At 62.1% G+C, this 19,031-nt stretch carries 19 protein-coding genes and 1 pseudogene; 12 read left to right on the forward strand and 8 right to left on the reverse strand.

The annotated features are described in order from the left end of the window. The first annotated feature begins 71 nt into the window (after window positions 1–71). Together HJB84_RS08380 and HJB84_RS08385 are read left to right on the forward strand one after the other, a co-directional pair. Window positions 72–1,442: an amidase gene (locus tag HJB84_RS08380; protein ID WP_221115692.1), complete on the forward strand. Its 1,371-nt coding sequence runs from the start codon at window positions 72–74 to the stop codon at window positions 1,440–1,442. 66 nt (window positions 1,443–1,508) lie between these two features. Further along, entirely contained in the window at window positions 1,509–2,369 is an 861-nt protein-coding gene (locus tag HJB84_RS08385) for a sugar phosphate isomerase/epimerase (protein WP_207585211.1), read from the forward strand. Between the two features lie 18 nt (window positions 2,370–2,387). Here the strand turns inward: HJB84_RS08385 and betC are convergent, their stop codons facing one another. Further along, entirely contained in the window at window positions 2,388–3,902 is a 1,515-nt protein-coding gene (betC, locus tag HJB84_RS08390) for a choline-sulfatase (RefSeq protein WP_207585212.1), read from the reverse strand. A 96-nt stretch (window positions 3,903–3,998) separates the two neighbouring features. Here betC and HJB84_RS08395 point away from each other — a divergent pair, with 96 nt between their 5' ends. The 9 genes from HJB84_RS08395 to HJB84_RS08435 all read left to right on the forward strand — a co-directional run bounded on the left by HJB84_RS08395 (window position 3,999) and on the right by HJB84_RS08435 (window position 11,665). Then, a complete protein-coding gene (locus HJB84_RS08395) occupies window positions 3,999–4,901 on the forward strand; it encodes a choline sulfate utilization transcriptional regulator (protein WP_221115693.1) in 903 nt (300 codons plus the stop codon). A gap of 110 nt (window positions 4,902–5,011) precedes the next feature. After that, window positions 5,012–5,215: a hypothetical protein gene (locus tag HJB84_RS08400; protein ID WP_207585214.1), complete on the forward strand. Its 204-nt coding sequence runs from the start codon at window positions 5,012–5,014 to the stop codon at window positions 5,213–5,215. 99 nt (window positions 5,216–5,314) lie between these two features. Continuing rightward, the gene (locus tag HJB84_RS08405) at window positions 5,315–6,109 is read left to right on the forward strand and encodes an HpcH/HpaI aldolase/citrate lyase family protein (protein ID WP_207585215.1); all 795 of its coding nucleotides are present in this window, start codon (window positions 5,315–5,317) and stop codon (window positions 6,107–6,109) included. A gap of 766 nt (window positions 6,110–6,875) precedes the next feature. Beyond that, the gene (locus HJB84_RS08410) at window positions 6,876–7,382 is read left to right on the forward strand and encodes an Lrp/AsnC family transcriptional regulator (RefSeq protein ID WP_207585216.1); all 507 of its coding nucleotides are present in this window, start codon (window positions 6,876–6,878) and stop codon (window positions 7,380–7,382) included. Beyond that, window positions 7,379–8,542, forward strand: coding sequence for a saccharopine dehydrogenase C-terminal domain-containing protein (locus HJB84_RS08415; RefSeq protein ID WP_221115694.1), 1,164 nt, complete (start codon window positions 7,379–7,381; stop codon window positions 8,540–8,542). The genes HJB84_RS08410 and HJB84_RS08415 overlap by 4 nt, the downstream gene beginning before the upstream one ends. Window positions 8,543–8,635: 93 nt before the next feature. Then, on the forward strand, window positions 8,636–9,424 hold the full coding sequence (locus HJB84_RS08420) for an ABC transporter substrate-binding protein (RefSeq protein WP_207585218.1): 789 nt from the start codon (window positions 8,636–8,638) through the stop codon (window positions 9,422–9,424). A gap of 131 nt (window positions 9,425–9,555) precedes the next feature. After that, window positions 9,556–10,233, forward strand: coding sequence for an amino acid ABC transporter permease (locus HJB84_RS08425; protein WP_207585219.1), 678 nt, complete (start codon window positions 9,556–9,558; stop codon window positions 10,231–10,233). Next, window positions 10,230–10,904, forward strand: a complete 675-nt coding sequence (locus HJB84_RS08430) for an amino acid ABC transporter permease (RefSeq protein WP_207585220.1) — start codon at window positions 10,230–10,232, stop codon at window positions 10,902–10,904. Before HJB84_RS08425 ends, HJB84_RS08430 begins: the two co-directional genes overlap by 4 nt. A gap of 32 nt (window positions 10,905–10,936) precedes the next feature. Further along, the gene (locus HJB84_RS08435; RefSeq protein WP_207585221.1) at window positions 10,937–11,665 is read left to right on the forward strand and encodes an amino acid ABC transporter ATP-binding protein; all 729 of its coding nucleotides are present in this window, start codon (window positions 10,937–10,939) and stop codon (window positions 11,663–11,665) included. 20 nt (window positions 11,666–11,685) lie between these two features. On the opposite strand, the pseudogene HJB84_RS34060 reads toward HJB84_RS08435, so the two are convergent. Beyond that, window positions 11,686–12,223, reverse strand: a pseudogene (locus HJB84_RS34060) (ISAzo13 family transposase); the annotation flags it as partial. Between the two features lie 120 nt (window positions 12,224–12,343). Next, window positions 12,344–13,024, reverse strand: coding sequence for a spermidine synthase (locus HJB84_RS08450; protein ID WP_207585224.1), 681 nt, complete (start codon window positions 13,022–13,024; stop codon window positions 12,344–12,346). 244 nt (window positions 13,025–13,268) lie between these two features. On the opposite strand from HJB84_RS08450, the gene HJB84_RS08455 reads away from it, so the two are divergent. After that, the gene (locus HJB84_RS08455) at window positions 13,269–13,706 is read left to right on the forward strand and encodes a VOC family protein (protein WP_207585225.1); all 438 of its coding nucleotides are present in this window, start codon (window positions 13,269–13,271) and stop codon (window positions 13,704–13,706) included. A gap of 19 nt (window positions 13,707–13,725) precedes the next feature. Here the strand turns inward: HJB84_RS08455 and HJB84_RS08460 are convergent, their stop codons facing one another. The 5 genes from HJB84_RS08460 to HJB84_RS08480 all read right to left on the reverse strand — a co-directional run bounded on the left by HJB84_RS08460 (window position 13,726) and on the right by HJB84_RS08480 (window position 19,028). Next, window positions 13,726–14,625: an ABC transporter ATP-binding protein gene (locus HJB84_RS08460; protein WP_221115696.1), complete on the reverse strand. Its 900-nt coding sequence runs from the start codon at window positions 14,623–14,625 to the stop codon at window positions 13,726–13,728. Continuing rightward, entirely contained in the window at window positions 14,622–15,425 is an 804-nt protein-coding gene (locus tag HJB84_RS08465; protein ID WP_221115697.1) for an ABC transporter ATP-binding protein, read from the reverse strand. The genes HJB84_RS08460 and HJB84_RS08465 overlap by 4 nt, the downstream gene beginning before the upstream one ends. Beyond that, window positions 15,422–16,300 (reverse strand): ABC transporter permease, encoded by an 879-nt coding sequence (locus HJB84_RS08470; protein WP_207585228.1) that lies wholly within the window; start codon window positions 16,298–16,300, stop codon window positions 15,422–15,424. Before HJB84_RS08470 ends, HJB84_RS08465 begins: the two co-directional genes overlap by 4 nt. Before the next feature lies 1 nt (window position 16,301). Beyond that, window positions 16,302–17,279 (reverse strand): ABC transporter permease, encoded by a 978-nt coding sequence (locus HJB84_RS08475; protein ID WP_207585229.1) that lies wholly within the window; start codon window positions 17,277–17,279, stop codon window positions 16,302–16,304. A gap of 102 nt (window positions 17,280–17,381) precedes the next feature. Then, window positions 17,382–19,028 (reverse strand): ABC transporter substrate-binding protein, encoded by a 1,647-nt coding sequence (locus tag HJB84_RS08480; RefSeq protein ID WP_221115698.1) that lies wholly within the window; start codon window positions 19,026–19,028, stop codon window positions 17,382–17,384. Between the last annotated feature and the right edge of the window lie 3 nt (window positions 19,029–19,031).

The raw sequence follows: 19,031 nt of genomic DNA on the forward strand, positions 1-19,031 counted from the left end.
ATAACGTGAAGCTCTGGTTCGCCGGAATGATCCGGGGTAATCCAGGGGGTCATCTTTCTGTGGATCGTCCCATGAGCAAATCTTTCGGCGCGATGTCGGTCGCGCAGCTTTCCGTCCTCATCCAAAGTGGTGCTGCCGATCCGGTCGATGTGGCCGAGGCTGTCTTCGAATCCATCGCTGATTACGCCGACAAAGCCGTTTTCACCACGCTGCTGGAAAGCCGGGCGATGGAGGAGGCGCGCGCCGCCTCCAGGCGCCTGCGGGAAGGGCGCTCGCTCGGATTGCTGGATGGCATTCCGATCGCCTGGAAGGACCTTTTCGACATCGAAGGCCTGCCGACAACCGCGGGTTCTGTCGTGCTGGCCGGGGAGGCGCCGGCCGAGCGCGATGCGGCCGTCGTCGCTTTCCTCAGGCAGGCGGGCATGGTCGCTATCGGCCGCACCAATATGAGCGAATTCGCCTTTTCGGGCCTCGGCATCAATCCGCATTACGGCACGCCGGTCAATCCACGCGGCACCGACCTCCGGCGCATTCCGGGCGGCTCGTCTTCCGGCGCCGGTGTTGCGGTCGCCGCCGGGCTGGTGCCGGTCGCCATGGGCACGGATACCGGCGGCTCAGTGCGTATTCCCGCCGCCCTGAACGGCATCGTCGGCTACAAGGCAACCCGGGGCCGTCACGCGATGGAGGGCGTCTATCCGCTGGCAAAGAGCCTGGATTCGTTGGGACCGCTCTGCCGCACCGTCAGGGACGCAGTCTGGATCGATGCGGCGATGCGCGGGCTGACGGCACCTGACGCCGCTGAGCGCCCGCTGCAAGGACTGGAATTGCTCGTGCCCGAGAATGTCGTTTTCGACGGGGCCGAACCGGGCGTGATTGCCGCGTTCGAGGCAGCTTTGGAACGTCTTCAAAAGGCCGGAGTCCATGTCGCCCGCGCCGTCATTCCCGCCTTCGACGAGATTTTCGATCTGATGACGAGATATGGTCCGCTGGTGACGGCGGAGGCTTTCGCGCTTCACCGTGAACGCTTGGCCGGGCCGGACGCGGACAGGATGGATCACCGTGTCGTCATGCGCACCCGCTTGGGAAGCAGGACGACACTGGCCGATTACCTGGCGATCCTCGAGGCGCGCAGCCGCCTGATCGCGGAAGTCGAGCGCCTTGTCGGCCACCGGCTGCTCGCTTTTCCGACCGTCGCCCATATCGCTCCGCCGATTGGTCCGTTGGAGCAGGACGACGAACTGTTCTTCGCGACGAACAACAAGACGTTGCGCAACACCGCGCTCGGCAATTTCCTCGACTGGTGCGGCGTTTCCATTCCTTGCGGTACCGGCGAGGCGGGCATGCCGGTCGGCCTGCTGCTCTCGGCCACCGCCCGTCGCGATGAGGTGCTGCTCGGCGTTGCCCTTGCCGCCGAACCGGTCGTGCGTGGCGATTTCGCCTGAAATGGCCATTGAACTACCGGGTTTTTGTTGCGATTGATGGCCTCAGGAGATGCTGGAGGAAAGTACGTGCAGGATATGCAAAACGGACGCTTCGCGGTTTCGACGTGGTCATTGCATCGGCTGCTCGGTGCCGTCCACGGCTATAGCCCCGATCCTGACAAAAGCGCGGCGCCCAGGGAACCCTATGGCCCTGGCGCGGCGGCCTTGATCGACATGCCTGCGGCGCTGGCGGCGCGCGGCATCAACCGGCTTGAGGTATGTTCCTTCCATCTGCCGAGCCTCGACGCCGGCTATCTCGGCGAATTGCGCGATGCGCTGGCGTCGTCGAACGTGCTGTTTCAGACGCTGCTCGTCGAGGATGGCGATCCGAGCCATGCCGAGACGGCCGAACGCGACGTCAAATGGATGGCGGAGTGGATCGACACTGCCGCTTCCCTCGGGGCGCAGCGGATGCGCGTCATCGCCGGCAAACAGACGCCGACGGACGAAAATCTTAGCCGCGCCGCCCGACACCTGAACTGGCTGGCAGACGAAGCGGAAGGCAGCGGCGTGCGTGTCGTCGTCGAGAACTGGTTCGACCTGCTGCCGTCGCCGGTCGAGATGAACTGGCTGCTGGACCGGCTGGACGGCAAGGTCGGCCTCAACGGCGACCTCGGCAATTGGGCAGCGCCCGCGAAATATGAAGGCCTGGCCGACATCATGCGCCGTGCCGAGATCTGCCACGCTAAGGCCGACTACAGTGTTGGCGGCCTCGATGCCGACGATTACCGCAAGTGCCTGGAAATGTGCGAAAGGGCCGGTTACGCCGGCCCCTTCACGCTAATCTACGACTCACCGTTTTTTCCCGACGAATGGGACGGCATCCTGCTGCAAAAGCAGTTCATCGAGGATTTCCTTCGCGAGGCGCCGGCCCGCAGGACGGCCTGATCCCGAAGCAGTTTTCGCTCATTCCTCACGCGGAAACCTCTGGCTTTCCTCCAGCACGTTCAGGTCCATGTGATTGCGCATATAGCGTTCCGAGGCCTTCTGCAGCGGTTGATAGTCCCAGGGATAATAGGCGCCGTTGCGCAGCGCTGCGTAGACCACCCAGCGGCGCGCTTGGCTTTCACGCACGGCGGCGTCGAATTCGGCAAGGTTCCAACGCCGCCTGGCCTGGTCGGCAAGCCCTGCCAAGGTTTCGGCATGGACCGGGTCGGCTGCCAGATTGTCCAATTCCCTCGGGTCGGCTTCGAGATCGAACAGCATCGGCGGGTCTTTATCGCAGAGCGAAAGCTTGTATCGACCGTCCCTGATGCAGACGAGCGGTGCTTCGGAACCTTCGGCGGCATATTCCATCGGTACCGGCCCACGGCTGCCGATGCCCTCGGCCAGTGCCGTCAGATCCTCGCCCTCGGTCCATGGTTTCAATGAGGCGATATCGATGCCGGCAAGAGCCGCCAGCGTCGGCGTCACGTCGAGAGTGGAGACAGGCTGATCGATGCGCTTGGGTGTCCAGCCGGGGACTGAGATCATCAGCGGAACGCGGGCCGATCCTTCGAAAAAGTTCATCTTGAACCAGAGGCCGCGGTCCCCGAGCATGTCGCCATGGTCGGAAACGAACAGGATGATCGTGTTCTCGGCCATACGGCTGCGTTCCAGCACACCGAGAATCTCGCCGATCTTCTCGTCGACATAGGAGATATTGGCGAAATAGCCCTGCCTTGCCCGCCTGATCTGTTCGCGGCTGATGTCGAAAGCATCATGGTCGCAGGCTTTCATCAGGCGCTGCGAGTGCGGGTCCTGTCGCTCGAAGGCAATCGGCGCCACCGCCGGGTCAAGGACCGGGCAATCCTCGTAGAGGTCCCAGAATTTGCGGCGCGCGACATAGGGATCGTGCGGATGGGTGAAGCTGACGGTCAGGCACCAGGGGCGTCCGTCGTGGGCGCGTGAGAGGTCGAACAGCTTGCGGCTGGCGTGGTAGGCGACCTCGTCGTCATATTCCATCTGGTTGGTAATCTCGGCAACGCCGGCGCCGGTCACTGAACCCAAATTGTGATACCACCAGTCTATGCGCTCGCCGGGCTTGCTGTAGTCGGGCGTCCAGCCGAAGTCGGCCGGATAGATGTCTGTCGTCAGGCGCTCCTCGAAGCCATGCAACTGGTCGGGGCCGACGAAATGCATCTTGCCGGAAAGCGCCGTCTGGTATCCGGCGGCGCGCAGATGATGCGCGTAGGTCGGAATGTCGGAGGCGAATTCCGCGGCATTGTCATAGACCCGCGTTCGGCTCGGCAATTGCCCGGACATGAAAGACGCCCGTGCCGGTGCGCAGAGCGGGCTTGCGGTATAGGCATTGGCGAAACGAACGGAACGTTCCGCCAACGATTTCAGGTGCGGCGCATGAAGAAAATCGGCAGGCCCATCGGGAAACAAGGTGCCGTTCAACTGATCGACCATCAGGATGAGAATATTCGGACGCGCCATGCGGCTTCCCTTTTTGTCATTTGAAGGTTTTATCAAAGCTTCTATCATTACGCTTGTAAAGGCGACATTTTTCGATGGATGCCAAAAGGATTCTTTATGTCAGATCGTCTGCCGGAACTTGGATGGATGCGCATCTTCGTCGAGGTCGCAAGGCTCGGCAGCTTTTCGGCGGCGGCCGGCGCCCTTGGCCTCACGCAGCCTGCCGTCAGCTATCAGATCCGCCGGCTGGAAGAGCAATTCGGCGTCAACCTGCTGCGCCGCCAGCATCGCGGTGTCGAGCTGACCGCGGCGGGGGAGCGGCTTTTTGTGGTCGCCGCCAAGGCGGTCGCTGACATCGATGCACTCGCCCGCAACTTCCGTGCCGAAGCCCAAAGACCGGTCGCCCGGCTGAGAACCGACTATGCCTTTTCGTCGCTCTGGCTGATCCCGCGCATGGACGGCTTCCGGCTTCTTCATCCGGAAACGGATATACAGATCGTCGCGACGCAGCGGTTTGCTGCGGGCTTTCGCGACGAGGCGGATGTTGCGGTCGTTTTCGGCACGCGGGCGGAATTCGGCGCCATCGGCACGCTTCTGCTGCGGGAAAAGGTCGTGCCGGTCTGCACGCAGGGCTTTCTCGATCGCAATGGCCCGTTCGACGATCCGGGGCAGCTTGCCAAGGCGGTTCTAATCCATCTCGACACGCCGATGCCATCGCCCTGGTTCGACTGGCGCAGTTATCTGACCGAATTCTCCGTCCTTCGCGACGCCCATGCCGGCCGCGGCGATATAAGCTTCAATACTTATTCGCTGGTCGTTCAGGCTGCGCTGAGCGGGCAGGGCGTGGCGATCGGCTGGATGGGTCTCGTCGATACGCTGCTCTCCGCCCGCATGCTGGTGCAAGCCGGGCCGCCGCTCGAGTCCCGCGACCGCGGTTACTGGCTGATCCCGCCGCAATCGGCCAATGTCGATAGCGAGAGGCTCAGCAGCTGGCTGGTGAAGGAAGCCGACGGGCCCTGACCTTCCAGACGCCGTATTGCATCCGGAATATGTGCGGGCGGGGAAAGAAGCCTTGTCATGAACGAAGCCGATCGACATTGTGGCATCGATTCACACGGAAGGGCCGAAGCATGTTGCGAACTGCCGGATATGTCGTTGGGCTACTGATGATCCTCCTGGGACTGATCTGGGTCGCACAGGGAAGCGGCTATTTTCCCTATCCGTCGTCCAGTTTCATGATCAACCAAAGCATCTGGATCGTCTGGGGAGCCATCCTGGCTGCGGCCGGGCTCGCCGTGACAATAACGATTTCACGGCTGCGCCGGCGAGGATGAGCCGGCAACCGTGCAGGGCTTCGCAGGAATTCGGCATCGAAGAATTCCTCGAAGTGAAAATAGGGCCGTTGGCGGCCTGTCGAAATCGAGGAGAATGGCATGAGCGCAGCTGATATCGACGGTTTCGCGGCACGGATCAGGAACCACCAGGGCGGCATGATCTCCGCCTGGGTGGGTATTCCGGACGCCACGCTCGCCAACCACCTGGCGCAGGAGGCTTTCGACGCCGTCGTACTGGATATGCAGCACGGTATGTGGGACATGCCGGCGGCAGCAAACGCTGTCGGCCAGGTGCGCCTCGCCGGCAAACCAGCCTTGGCGCGCATACCGGTCGGCGATTTCGCCTCCGCCTCGCGCCTGCTCGACGCCGGCGCCTCCGGCATCATCGCGCCAATGATCAATTCGGCCGAAGACGCGCAAGCCTTCGTCAGGACCACGAAATATCCGCCGCTCGGCGAGCGCAGCTGGGGACCGTCGCTGGCGCTGAACCACACCGGCCTGTCCGCCGACGATTATCTGAAAAACGCCAACGCGCTGACCGTCGCCATCGCCATGGTCGAAACCCGGGCGGCGCTCGAGGCGATCGACGGCATTCTCGGCGTTGCCGGCATCGACGGTATCTTCGTCGGTCCGTCCGACCTTTCGATCGCGCTGTCGAACGGCGACCAGGTGGCGCCGAACGCCGCGGAGATCGATAGCGCCATGCAGCATGCCGTCTCGCGCTGCCGCGCCCACGGCAAATTCGCCTGCGCCTATGCCGCCGACGGCGAGCGGGCCGGCGAATTGCTTAAATTCGGCTTCGATCTGGTCATTGCCGGCGCCGAGACCACGCAACTGCGCTCCGGCGCCCGCCGCGCCATCAATGCTGCCCGCAGGATCGCTTCGGGCAGCTGATCCGAGCGCCCCCCATTGCACAGTTCCTCTCCGGGCACGTATTTTTGCGCTTGGGCCAGCCCGTAGATTATGTGCTGCATGAGGGGTGCCTCGCCGCTACTGCAACCCGTTTCTCACGCCGCCATGAACTGAACATGATCGACCATATGGGTTATGGGATAGAGGGTATTTACCGCCTCCAATGCCAACGGCTCTTTCGCGATTACGAACTTCGCGAGCCCAACATGGAAGCCGATAATTCACGGACCGGTAAAGACTGCGATCAGCTGAAACTCCTCTCATGTCAGCTCAGTGTTGGTTTCGATGCACCTGTCCCGCAATGACGGACACAATCGAAAGGTCGCCACGAGCATCCATTTTCGGAGTTCATTGACAGTTCCCGCAAAAATGCTTTCCGGCCATCGCGCTGCATAGTGCCTTCAGCGCGGCTTGATTTCGAGCTCGTAGCCGCCGGGGCCCTCGCTTCGCTTTTCGGAGGGTTCACGAAGGGGAGCGTCATAGCAGGCGGTTTAACTAAATATCACGCGACTCCCGTGTCGAAGTTTCGGCTGGTTACTCCAACGCACAAGCCCTCAATGGGTATTTCGATTTTATTGCATGACTAAACAGTGCGAAAAGGAACGCATTGGCCAACCCTTCGCGATCGCCCCAATTGTCTTTTCATGCATCAACGATACACTTGCATTTAGATCGAAATCTCGTAAACTCTTTTTCATATTAGAAAGAAAGAGCCATAAATTCTTTCCATTTATGAAAGACAGAGCCTTTGCGCGAACATCTCGATCAGACCGACCGGCGACTGGTCAAGCTGCTGTCGCAGGATGCGCAGCTTGGCGTCAATCGCCTCGCCGAGAAGATGGCGATCTCGGTTCCGACCGTGCGCGTGCGGCTGCGCGGTCTCGTGGGCCGCAACCTGCTCAAGATCGTCGGATTGCTGAACCTGACCGAGCGCCCCGAATTGATTTCAGCCATCGTCGGCATCAATGCGCAGGGGCGCGGCCGCGCACGGGAACTGGCGCAGCGCATCTCCGAGCTGCCTTTCGTGAACTCGGCCTGCGTGGTCACCGGACGTTTCGACATTATCGTCGACGTGACCGTGGCCGGTGATGTTGACGATCTCTACCGTGTCACCAGCGAGCTGATCCCCGGCGCGGGCGAGCCGGGCGAAATCGTGCGCAGCGAGACCTTCGTCGTCATGGCCGCATGCAACAAGTGGGTCAGCCTGCCGGAAGGCTGCTGGTCCGACGAGAATATGCGAAAGGAAACCGCATGAAGATCGCGGTCCTCGGCGGCCTCGGCCTACAAGGCCGGGCGGCGATCGCCGATCTCGTCGCCAGCGACGGTGTCGAGCAAGTGGTCTGTGTCGATATCGCGCCGGATGGCGCGGCCCGGCTTGGCGGCCTGACCGACCTTACCCGCATAAGTTTCGTCGTGCCGGAAGGTCCGATCGGTCCGGTGCTGGCGGATGTGATCAGGGATGCCGACGCCGTCATCGACCTCTTGCCACAGCCGCTGATGCGCGAGGCGGTGCTGGCGGCGATCGCCACGTGCACGCCGCTGGTCACCACCAATTACGGCAAGGCCATTGCCGATCTCGCTCCCGCGGCTACGGCAGCGGGCGTTTCGATCATGACCGAATGCGGGCTCGACCCCGGCATCGACCTTGTGCTCTATGCGCGGGCCGCCCGGCAATTCGAAACCATCACCTCCATCGATTCCTATTGCGGCGGCGTCCCCGAGCCGAAAGCGATGACCAAGCCGCTATGCTACAAGGTGAGCTGGAACTTCGACATGGTTTTGATGAGCCAGAATCGCGACAGCGTGCTGATCGAGGACGGCGAGCGGGTCGAGGTGCCGGCCCGCCGGCAACACGACAATCGCTTCATCCATCAGATCGAGGTCGCAGGCCTCGGCAGGCTGGAGGCCTTCCCGAATGGCGATGCGCTCCATTATGCCGGCATGCTCGGCTCTGCCAAGGGGCTGCAGCGCAGTGGCCGCTATTCGCTGCGCTGGCCGGGCTGGTCGGCGTTCTGGGCTCCGCTGAAGGAACTCGGCTTCCTCTCTGAAGACAAAGTGCCTGGCCTTGGCGCCAGCCCGCGCGAATTTCTCGGCCGGATGCTCGGTCCCCAATTGCAGTATGGCGCCGACGAGAAGGATCTTTGCGTGATGCGCAATGTCTTTTCCGGCAGCAAAGGCGGCCGCCGCAAAACAGTGACATCGGACCTGAGCATAGAGCGCGACCTGACCTCTGGACTGTTCGGCATGAGCCGCGGCGTCGGCTATCCCGCCAGCATCGTGGCGCAGATGCTGGCGCGCGGCGAAATCGCCGAGCCCGGCCTGCTCAACCCGCTGATGCATGTGCCGGACGGCCACTTCTTCGACGAATTGGCCAGGCGCGGCATCCGGGTTTCCGAGACGGTTAGCTGGGATTGAGGATTTTCGAACGCGGTCGCCGCCGGCAACGGCACCGCCGTTCAAAAGGCACCCAAGGGTGGGAACGACAACGATAACAGGGAGGAATGCCAGATGAAGATTGCCAAGCTTTTTATCACAACACTTGCGCTCGCAAGTATCGCGGCCGCTGCAAACGCCGGGACGCTCGACGACATCACCAAGCGCGGTGAGTTGCGGGTTGCGGTGCAGACACAAGGCCCTCCCTTCTCCCTGGTCGGGAAGGCCGGTGAACGGACCGGCAGTTCGGTCGAACTTGCCGAATTGATGGCCAAGGAAATGGGCGTGAAGATCACCTTCCTTGATTTCGACTGGGACGGCCTGATTCCGGCGCTGCTATCCGGCAAAGCTGATCTTCTGGTCGCCGACATGACGCCGACGCTGGCGCGGGGGATGAAAGTCGCCTTCACCAAACCATATATGTTCACCGGCAGCACCGTTTTCACCAAGGCCGGTGGCAAGTTCGGCTCGACCAACGACTGCAAGGCCAAGGGCACCAAGATCGCTGTGCTCCTGGGTGCTACCGGCGAGAAAGAGGCCAAGGCCGCCTTCCCCGACGCCGAGATCAAGAGCTACAAGGGCGGCGGCCCGCTGCTGCTTGATGCTGTCAATAACGGCCAGGCCGATTGCGGCGTCAATGACGTCTCGGCAGTGAAGGGCCAGTCAACGGCCTATCCGGCCGGCAGCTTCACCATCATGCCCGACATGCTGTCAAAGGAGCCGCTGGCGTTTGCCACACGCTATGACGAGCAGGACCTCCTGATCTGGATGAACCAGTTTCTGGACCAGGTAAGCCTCGATGGCCGCCTGCAGAAAAACCTCGACTACTGGGTCAATTCCGACGACTGGAAGAAGGATCACTAGGTTCGACCCTCCTGATCGATCCGGATCATGATCTAGGCATCTTTATGGCCCGGACGGTTTCGCATGCGCCTCGGCGTTGCGGAACCGTCTGGACAATTCGTCCCCTTGCCGCCTGAGGTAGTCCGCCCGCAATGCTCGAGAACTTCAGCTTCCGCACCATCGTTGAATATCTGCCCCTGTTCGGGCAGGGCCTCATTACGACCGTGTGGCTGTCGCTCCTCTCCTTTGCCGGCGCGCTCGCCATTGGCATCGTGCTGGCCGCCATGAACCTGCAGCGCGCCCGGCTTTTTCGTCTTCCGACCAAGGCCTATATCGACATGGTGCGTGCCACGCCATTGCTGGCGCAGCTCTATTTCCTCTATTTCGGCCTGCCCCGGCTCGGCTTCATCCTGCCGGAACTCGTTGTCGGCATTCTCGCTTTGTCGCTGAATAGCGGCGCCTATGTCGCCGAGATCATCCGTGCCGGCATCCTGTCGATCCCCCGCGGCCAGGTGGAGGCGGGCGTCGCTTCTGGCATGACCTATATCCAACGCATGCGCTTCGTCGTTCTGCCACAAGCGTTCAAGGTAACGATCCCGCCGTTGCTGGGCCAAGCGATCGTGCTGGTCAAGGATTCGGCGTTGTTATCGTTGATCTCAGTCGCCGAACTGACGCGTGCCGGGCAACTGCTCGCCTCTGATCGGTTCATGCCGGCGGAAGGTTTCATCACCATCGCGGCGTTTTACCTCCTGCTCTATTACGCTCTTAAGGGGCTGGCGGCGCTGTCCGGACGTCGGCTCGGAATGGCACCAACAGGAGCGCGGACATGATTTGGCAGCAGCTGCAAAGCCTCGCCGGCAGCTATCCCCTCGCGTTGCGCGGCCTCAGCATGACCATCATGCTGTCGCTGATCAGCTTGGTGCTGGGTACGTTGATCGGCTTTTGCCTCGGCATCCTTCGAACCGGCAGCAACCGGCTGGTCAGCGGGGCGATCGGCACCTGGGTCGACCTGATCCGCGGCACGCCGTTCTTGGTCCAGATCTTCCTGATATTCTTCATTCTGCCGGAATTCGGCATCGAGCTCGACGCCTTCACCGCCGGCATCATTGCGCTGACAAACCTGGCCGCCTGCTTCATCTGCGAGATCGTCGCCGCCGGCATCCGCGCGGTACCAATCGGTCAGATCGAGGCGGCACTGGCGTCCGGTCTGTCACGCTGGCAGCGGATGCGTCAGGTGGTGCTGCCGCAGGCGATGCGCATCGTGCTGCCGCCGTTGGTCGGGCAGTATGTGCTGCTGATCAAAGATTCTTCCGTCGTCTCGGCCATCGGGCTCACCGACCTCACCCGGGTCGGCTGGCTGGTGGTGCAGCGAGTGCCGAACGGCCTGCTGGTCTTCTTCCTGGTCGGCTTCGGCTATTTCATCGTTTGCTATCCGCTGATCATGCTCGCCCGCCGTCTGGAGCACCGGATGGGAACCGGCCATGGCGAGGTGCAATTGTGACGTCGCCGCAAAATCCGAAAGGTTGAACCAGCATGATCGAGTTTCGCGGCGTCAACAAATGGTTCGGCCCACTGAATGTGCTCAAGGATATCACGCTGAGCGTCGAGCCGCGCGAAGTTGTCGTCGTCTGCGGCCCGTCCGGGTCGGGAAAGAGCACCTTGATCCGCTGCATCAACGGTCTGGAGACGATCCGTGACGGCGATTTGATCGTCGACGGCCAGCGCCTCGGCGATCCCGCTACCAACATGACACGGCTGCGCACCGAGATCGGCTTCGTTTTTCAGTCGTTCAACCTCTACCCGCACAAGACAGCATTGGAGAACGTCACGCTGGCGCCGATCCACGTGCGCAAGATCCCGCGTGCCGAGGCCGAGAAGGCCGGCCGCGAACTGCTTGCCAAGGTCGGCCTTGCCGACAAGCTCGATGCCTATCCCGCACAGCTTTCCGGCGGCCAGCAGCAGCGTGTGGCGATCGCGCGCTGCCTCGCCATGCGCCCCAAAATCATGCTGTTCGACGAGCCGACCTCGGCGCTCGATCCCGAGATGATCTCGGAAGTGCTCGACGTCATGGTCGCCGTCGCCGAGGAAGGCATGACCATGATGGTGGTGACCCACGAGATGGGTTTTGCCCGCAAGGTCGCCCAGCGCGTGGTGTTCATGGATGCCGGCACGATCGTCGAGAGCGGCACGCCGGATGAATTCTTCGCCAACCCGAAAACCGACCGCAGCCGCGCCTTCCTGAGCAAGATCCTGCGCCATTAGGACACTCCGCGCAATAACTGCTACGACCGTCGGGGCTTGATTGTGTAGTTCGATTCAGGATGGAACGGGTCGCCGGTGATGTCGAGAATCCCCATGTCTGCATCGCTGACCTTGATGCCCTTTTGGTCGATGCGGGTGTCGAGTGCGCATTCGACCTTGAGGCCGGATTTCGTCGTTGTCGCGCCGATCAGCTCCACCACTGCGACACGATCCGTCAGCGGTCGGCCGCGCCAGTTCTGCGTGGTATGCAGAACAGGCGGTGCTCTATTCTGTTCCACTTGGATGTGCCCGGCGGATAATGGTGGACGTGAGGGTGAGGCCGGTCTCGTCGGCGAGCCTTTGCAGCTCGAGCCTCCACAGCCGCACGCGCGCACCATTCGAGCCGCCGCAGTCTGCGGTAATAGTCAGGTCGCTTGCTGTTGGATAGCGCTCGCATCCCATTCGCTCGCGCCAACATCGGATTGCCTGCAGCGCGAACTCGGCCGTGTCGCTCGTTATGCCGAGGCTGACGAAGCCGGTGTTGGCCGTCACATCATAGACGCCATACGGCACGACCTTTTCGCCTGTAGTGAGCCCACCAAGGAGCTTCTCAACCTGATGCTGCAGGCTTTCCGCGGCCAGGGCGAAGAGGGCGAATTGCAGACGGACGCCGCCTGAGGAATACTTCAGGGCCTCCCGTCAGCTCGTCGCTTTGACCGCCAGCCAGATGACGTGACGGGCGCCGCCGCGTTTGCCGTTGGCGCGGGTGTTGACTGCATCGACGGAAAAACCGCTGTCCTTGAGGCGGCTGGTGAAATCCGGATCCGGACCGGACGACCAGACGGCAAGCGCGCCGCCGGGGCGAAGTGCGTCGCGGGCGGCGCGAAGGCCGGCGAAATCGTAGAGCCGATCGTTGGATTTTCGGGTCAACCCATCCGGGCCGTTGTCGACGTCGAGCAGGATCGCGTCATAGGCGGCCTTGCCGGCGCGGATCGCCTCGCCGACATCGCCCTGATGGATGCCGACGCGCGGATCGTCGAGACAGCCCTTGAAGACCTCGGTCATCGGGCCGCGGGCCCAGGCAACGACAGCAGGCACCAGTTCGGCGACGGTGACGCCGGCATCTTCGGGAAGAACTGCCAGGGCGGCGCGCAGGGTAAAACCCATGCCGAGCCCGCCGATCAAGATTCTCGGCTTCGGATGCGCCTTGATCCGCTCCCAGGAAAGTGTCGCCAGCGCTTCCTCCGAGCCGCTGAGGCGGCTGTTCATCAGCTCATTGGCGCCGAGCATGATCGAGAATTCGCCGCCGCGCCGCTTCAATCGCAGTTCGCCGTTTTCACCGGGAATGGTCGCGGAATCGAGCTGTATCCAGGGCAGCATGACGGCTTTGCCTCGTTTGAAAGGAACCGTCCCCTAGCATGCGGCGATGAGCCGGGCCAGTCAGCAGGCCTCGGAGACCGTTTGAAAACGGCGCGGTGGTTTGAGGCGGTCCATGATTCAAGCTTCTGATGTGGACAGCAGCGAATTGGGTTCGGACGGCTGTCGGTGTTGGGGCGCCTCAAACGTCCTTTGTCAGACGAGGCGGCACCTCGTAGATTGCAACGACACTTTGGAGATTGGAAACATGGCGCTCAAGCGGATGGACAATGTAGGCATCGTCGTCGAAGACCTCGCAGCAGCGGTTGATTTCTTTGGCGAACTCGGCCTCGAGCTCGAAGGACGGGCCACGATCGAAGGAGAATGGGCCGGACGTATCACTGGACTGGGCGATCAACGCGTCGAGATTGCCATGATGCGCACACCTGATGGCCACAGCCGGCTCGAGCTTTCCCGCTTCCTCATGCCTGATATCGTCGCAGATCACCGCAACGCTCCGGTCAACGCGCTCGGCTATCTCCGCGTCATGTTCACCGTGGATGACATCGACATGACGCTGGAAAGGCTCAGCGCGCGGGGCGCGCAGCTCGTAGGCGAGGTCGTCCAGTATAAGGACGCGTATCGGCTCTGCTACATCCGTGGGCCCGAAGGGCTTCTCCTCGGGCTTGCGCAAGAACTCAGCTGAGGCGCAATCAAACGGGCTGTCAGATCATCCGCATGAAATGCTCCGGCTCCACTTCGACGATCTCGTCCTGCGGCGCGGCCGAACGGCGGCGGATATCCTCGACCTCGTCGGGCCGGAGACGGGCCTTCGGATCCTCGAAGCGGATGTCGGGATCGGGCACGGCCGAGAGCAGCAGCCTTGTATAGGGATGCAGCGGATTGTCGATCACCCGGGCGGTACTGCCCCATTCGACGATCTGACCGGCATACATCACGGCGATGTCTTCTGCGACATAACGGGCGGTGGCTATGTCATGGGTGATGTAGAGCAGGCCGAGGTTCATCTCCTGTTTCATCTCGTTCAACAGATTCAATACACCGAGGCGCACCGAGACATCGAGCATCGAGGTCGGTTCGTCCGCGACGATCACCTCCGGCTTCACGGCGAGTGCGCGAGCGATGTTGACGCGCTGGCGCTGGCCGCCGGAGAGTTCATGCGGATATTTCGGGGCGAGAAGATCGGGATCGAGCCTGACACGGTGAAGCAGTTCGCGGACCGCGCCGTCGATCTCGCTTCCTTTGATCTCCGGGCGATGCAGCTTCAGCGGCCGCCTCAGATGATGGGCGATGGTGTGGGAGGGGTTCAGCGAGGCGAAGGGATCCTGGAAGATCATCTGTACCGAGCGGCGGTAGCGGGCGATCTCGGCGGAGTTCGCCGCTTCGACCGGCCGGCCCTTGTAGAGAATCCGGCCCGATGTCGGCAGATATTCGCGCATCGCCATGCGGGCGCAGGTGGTCTTGCCGCTGCCGGATTCGCCGACGAGCGCCAGCGCCCTGCCGGCATGCAGCGAAAACGAGATGACGCGCGCCGCATGCACGGTGCCGGTGCCGTGGCCGAAAGTCTTCGTCACCGCGTCGAGCGCGAGTATGGCATCGCTCATAACAGCACTCCTCCATGCAGCGAGGGGAAGGAGGCCCAGAGCTTTTTGGTGTAGTCGTGCTGCGGCGTCCGGTAGATCGCCGCGGCCGTGTTCTGCTCCACCAGCCTGCCTGACAGCATGATGCCAATGCGGTCGCAGAACTGCACCATCAGCCCGAGATCATGGGTGATGAACAGCACGGAGAAGCCGAAATTGCGGCGCAGCTCGTTGATGCGCTGCAGGATCTCGCGCTGGACGACCACGTCGAGCGCCGTCGTCGGCTCGTCCATGACGACGAGCTTCGGAGCGAGCGCCATGCAGATGGCGATGACGATGCGCTGGCGCATGCCGCCGGAAAACTGATGCGGATAGTCACGCATGCGGTCCGGCGCGATGTCGACGAGCCTCAGCATCTCGGCGGTGCGCTCGCGGGCCGCCGCACGGCTCATGCCCTTGTGGGTGCGCAGCATATCGTAGAATTGCGCCTCGATGCGCAGCACCGGGTTCAGCGAGTTCATGGCGCTCTGGAAGACCATGGCGACCTCGCGCCAACGGAATGCGGCAAGCGCCTGCCGGTCGAGCCCGAGCACGTCGCGGCCGTCGAGCAGGATGCGGCTCTCTTTGCGGATCAGGGCCGGCGGTTTGTGCAGGCGGCTGATGGCAAAGGCGATGGTGCTTTTGCCACAGCCGGATTCGCCCGCAAGGCCGAAGACCTCGCCCGGCGCCACGTCGAAGCTGACATCGTCGACGGCGCGGAAATCCTTCTCCTCGCCGATATAGTCGATGGTGAGGTTCCTCACCGAAAGCAACGGCTGCGTCACAGGCGGCCCTCCCCGGAACGGACGAGCAGGGACCAGCGCTTCAGGTGATTGCCGGTGCGCAGCCGCGGATTGGCGATCTCGTCGACGGCGAAGTTCAACAGCGACATGCCGATGCCGAGGAAGGCGAGCGCGAAGCAGGGGGTGAGAATATCCCACCATGCACCGACCGAAAGGGCCGAGGCCTTCTGGGCATTGTAGAGCATTGTACCCCACGAGATCGCGCGGGGATCGCCGAGGCCGAGAAACTCCAGCGTCGCCTCGGTGATGATCGCGAAGATGACGCTGCCGATGAAATTGATGCCGACGATCGAAATCACGTTGGGAAAGATCTCGAAGGTCATGATCCGCCATTGCGGCTCGCCCATCATCTCGGCCGATTTGATGAAATCCTTGTGCTTGACGGAGAGCGTTTCGGCGCGGGTGACGCGTGCGCCCCAGGCCCAGGAGGTGGCGCCAAGGATGAGGGCGATGACGAGCGGGCTTGCCTGGCCGATGAAGGCGGCCAGCACCAGCAGCAGCGGCAGGTTGGGAACGACCAGCACCATATTGGTGAAGAAGCTGATCACCTCGTCGGTTCTGCCGCCGCGATAACCGGAGATGATGCCGAGCGCGGTGCCGACAAGGGTGATCAGCAGGCCGGCGCCGAAGCCGACGGCAAGCGAGGTGCGGGCGCCGTAAATCAGCCGGGCAAAGACATCCTGGCCGATGCGGGTGGTGCCGAGGATATGGTCGAGCGACGGCGGCTGGTGCGGCCGCCCGGTGCGGGCGGCGGGATCATATTGCGTCAGCAGCGGTGCGGCGATCGCGATGATGATGATGACGGCGATGATGACGAGGCCGGTGAGCGCCTTGCGGTTTCGAAGTAGGGTCATCATCTCACGCTCCCTTCAGCCGCGGGTCAAGCAGCATATAGCTGACGTCGACGATGAAATTGGCAATCAGCATGGTCGCAGTCATGATGAGGAGCTGGCCCTGGATGACAGGGTAATCGCGGGCGAGGATCGCCTGGTAGAGAATGTTGCCGAGGCCGGGATAGTTATAGACGACCTCCGTCACCAGCGAGCCGCCGAGGATGGTGCCGATGGCGATGGCGAGACTGGAGACGGTCGGCAGCAGGGCGTTGCGGGCGGCGTACCAGAGCATCACATGTCGGTCGGAAAGTCCCTTGGCGCGGGCCATAACGATATAGTCCTCACCGAGCAGGTTGATCATGTTGTTGCGCATGGTGACGGTGAAGCCGCCGATCAGCACCGTGCAGAGCGTCACCATTGGCAGGATGCCGTGATAGGCGACGCTGCCGAGATATTGCAGGCTGAAGGCTGGATCGAGCGATGGATCGGCGGCGTAGCCGTTCGGAAACCAGCCGAGCGTGAAGCCGAAAATGAAGAGCACGATCAGCGAGGTGACGACGGCCGGCACCGAGGTCGCGAAAATCGCGCCGACGGAGACGATAACGTCGAACCTGCTGCCGCGGCGCCAGGCGGCGGCGATGCCGAGCAGGGTGCCAAGTGCAAAACTGATGATCGTCGCTGTGCCCATCAGGCCGACGGTCCAGATGAGAGCATGGCCGAGCACCGATGTGACCGGCAGCGGGAAATACTTGATCGAGCGGCCGAGATCGCCGGTGAAGATGCTGCCGAGATAGGTGAGATACTGTTGCCAGAGCGGGCCGTCGACGAAGCCGAAGGTGAGCTTCAGCGCCTGCAGGCTTTCCGGTGGCAATTCGGTGCCGGCGCTGGAGAACATGATCTGCACCGGATCGCCCGGCATCAGCCGCGGCAGGAAGAAATTGATCGTCGCTGCCGCGATGAAGGCTGCCATGTAAAAGACGAGGCGGCGAAGCAGGAAAGCCATGGGAACTCCGTCGTGACGGGAGCGGCGCGTCTAGATGAGCATCCGAAAACCGCTTACAGTTTTCGGCATCATGCTCTGACGCCGCTCCCGGGATGATGATGCTTACTTGACGGGTTCGAGGGCCAAGAGGTTGAGCAGGCGTGCCGGGTTGGTCCGCGAGATCGACGGATTGACGAAGGGGTTTTCCTTGGTCGACCAGCCTGTGAAACGCTTGGTGTTGTACTGATACCAGTTCGGATTGTTGAACACCGGAATGACGGGCATATTTTCGGCGACGATGCGCTGCGCCTTGTTCATCGCATCCTTCTGCTCGGCAAGATCGGCGGTCTGGGTGAACTCGGTGACGAGCTTCTCGACATCAGGATTGAACCAGCGCTGCGCGGTGAAGCGGGTCTTGCCCTTGTCCGAAGCGCTGAAGGCGCGCTTGTAGGGATAATAGGGCGAGGCCGATGCCGGCAAGCTGTTGATCGCCGCATCGAAGGTGCCGTTGATGAGGTTGCCGGTCCAGACGGCTTCTTCAGGCGTTTCGATCTTGGCGTCGATGCCGACTGCCTGCATGCCTTCGACGGCGAGGTTGACGGTGTCGATCCAGTCGGTCCAGGCGCTCGGGACGATGATCGAGAAGGAGATCTTGCTGCCATCGGGATTGTCGCGGAGGCCGTCGCCGTCCTTGTCCTTATAGCCCGCTTCGTCGAGCAGCGCCTTGGCGGCATCGGCGTCATAAGTCGCGAACTTGCCGAAGTCGGCCTTGACCGATGGATCCGCCCAGCTCTTGTAAAGCTCGCCCATCAGGCCGGGGTCTTCGTTCAGCGTCGGATAGCCGTAGCCGGCGACATCGATCATCGTCTTGCGGTCGAGTGCCATCGAGACGGCACGACGGAACTTCAGATCGTTGAAGGCCTTCTTGTTGTTCTCGTTCGCCGTGTCCAGGTTGAACAGGAAGGCGACCATGCTGCTCGGCGAATACCAGTAGTGGAAATGCGCCGGGTCCTTGGAGACGTAGACATTGTCGATATCGGGAATGAAGGAGACGCCCCAGTCGAGCGTGCCGTCGGCCGTCGCCGTCAGCATCTGGTTGTTGTCGGCAAGCTGCGGGAAGCGCATGCAATCGACCTTCAGATGCGCGTTGTCCCAGTAATTCGGATTGCGGCACTGGTCGTAAGTCTGGCCGGTGAAGCGCGGCACCTCAGTCAGCGGGCCGCTGCCGACCGGCGTCTCGTTGGCGAAAGTGACCGGATCGGCGACGTCCTTCCAGACATATTCGGGAACGATCGGCAGTTGCGAGATCTGCTCGGCGGCGAGCGAGCTCGGATTGGCGAGCGTGAAGCGCACCGTCTGGCCGTCGACGGCTTGCACGTCGGTGATGAAGGTCCAGATGCTGACGAAGTCGAGCGCCGGGAATTTCTTTAGATAATCATAGGTGAACTTGACGTCGGCTGCGGTCAGCGGCTTACCGTCCGACCATTTCAGGTTCGGACGCAGCTTGAAATCGATGCTCTTCAGATCGTCGGAGAGCTTGAAGCTTTCGGCCAGGCGATAAACCGGTTTGTTGCTGTCGAAGCGATTGAAGATAACCAGCGGCTCGTAGATGAAATCGAGCGTCGACTGGCGCGACGAGGTCTGGTTGAACGGATTGAAGTTGCGAACCCAGGTCGTCGCCGGTTCGATATTTACCGTCAGGATCGTCTGCGCCAGGGCAGAGCCCGAAAGCAGCGTCAGCGCAGCGGCGGCAAGAAGATATTTTTTCATGTC

Origin of the sequence: Rhizobium sp. NZLR1b, from assembly GCF_019685155.1 — a bacterium.
Classification (GTDB): Bacteria; Pseudomonadota; Alphaproteobacteria; order Rhizobiales; family Rhizobiaceae; genus Rhizobium.

Excerpts from the sequence above, each read along its gene's own strand:
- HJB84_RS08405 (WP_207585215.1), top strand. The coding sequence starts at position 5,315 with ATGAGCGCAGCTGATATCGACGGTTTCGCGGCACGGATCAGGAACCAC.
- HJB84_RS08475 (WP_207585229.1), bottom strand. The coding sequence starts at position 17,279 with ATGGCTTTCCTGCTTCGCCGCCTCGTCTTTTACATGGCAGCCTTCATC.
- HJB84_RS08400 (WP_207585214.1), top strand. The coding sequence starts at position 5,012 with ATGTTGCGAACTGCCGGATATGTCGTTGGGCTACTGATGATCCTCCTG.
- HJB84_RS08470 (WP_207585228.1), bottom strand. The coding sequence starts at position 16,300 with ATGATGACCCTACTTCGAAACCGCAAGGCGCTCACCGGCCTCGTCATC.
- HJB84_RS08425 (WP_207585219.1), top strand. The coding sequence starts at position 9,556 with ATGCTCGAGAACTTCAGCTTCCGCACCATCGTTGAATATCTGCCCCTG.
- HJB84_RS08460 (WP_221115696.1), bottom strand. The coding sequence starts at position 14,625 with ATGAGCGATGCCATACTCGCGCTCGACGCGGTGACGAAGACTTTCGGC.
- HJB84_RS08415 (WP_221115694.1), top strand. The coding sequence starts at position 7,379 with ATGAAGATCGCGGTCCTCGGCGGCCTCGGCCTACAAGGCCGGGCGGCG.
- HJB84_RS08450 (WP_207585224.1), bottom strand. The coding sequence starts at position 13,024 with ATGCTGCCCTGGATACAGCTCGATTCCGCGACCATTCCCGGTGAAAAC.
- HJB84_RS08430 (WP_207585220.1), top strand. The coding sequence starts at position 10,230 with ATGATTTGGCAGCAGCTGCAAAGCCTCGCCGGCAGCTATCCCCTCGCG.
- HJB84_RS08435 (WP_207585221.1), top strand. The coding sequence starts at position 10,937 with ATGATCGAGTTTCGCGGCGTCAACAAATGGTTCGGCCCACTGAATGTG.
- HJB84_RS08420 (WP_207585218.1), top strand. The coding sequence starts at position 8,636 with ATGAAGATTGCCAAGCTTTTTATCACAACACTTGCGCTCGCAAGTATC.
- HJB84_RS08395 (WP_221115693.1), top strand. The coding sequence starts at position 3,999 with ATGTCAGATCGTCTGCCGGAACTTGGATGGATGCGCATCTTCGTCGAG.
- betC (WP_207585212.1), bottom strand. The coding sequence starts at position 3,902 with ATGGCGCGTCCGAATATTCTCATCCTGATGGTCGATCAGTTGAACGGC.
- HJB84_RS08455 (WP_207585225.1), top strand. The coding sequence starts at position 13,269 with ATGGCGCTCAAGCGGATGGACAATGTAGGCATCGTCGTCGAAGACCTC.
- HJB84_RS08380 (WP_221115692.1), top strand. The coding sequence starts at position 72 with ATGAGCAAATCTTTCGGCGCGATGTCGGTCGCGCAGCTTTCCGTCCTC.
- HJB84_RS08480 (WP_221115698.1), bottom strand. The coding sequence starts at position 19,028 with ATGAAAAAATATCTTCTTGCCGCCGCTGCGCTGACGCTGCTTTCGGGC.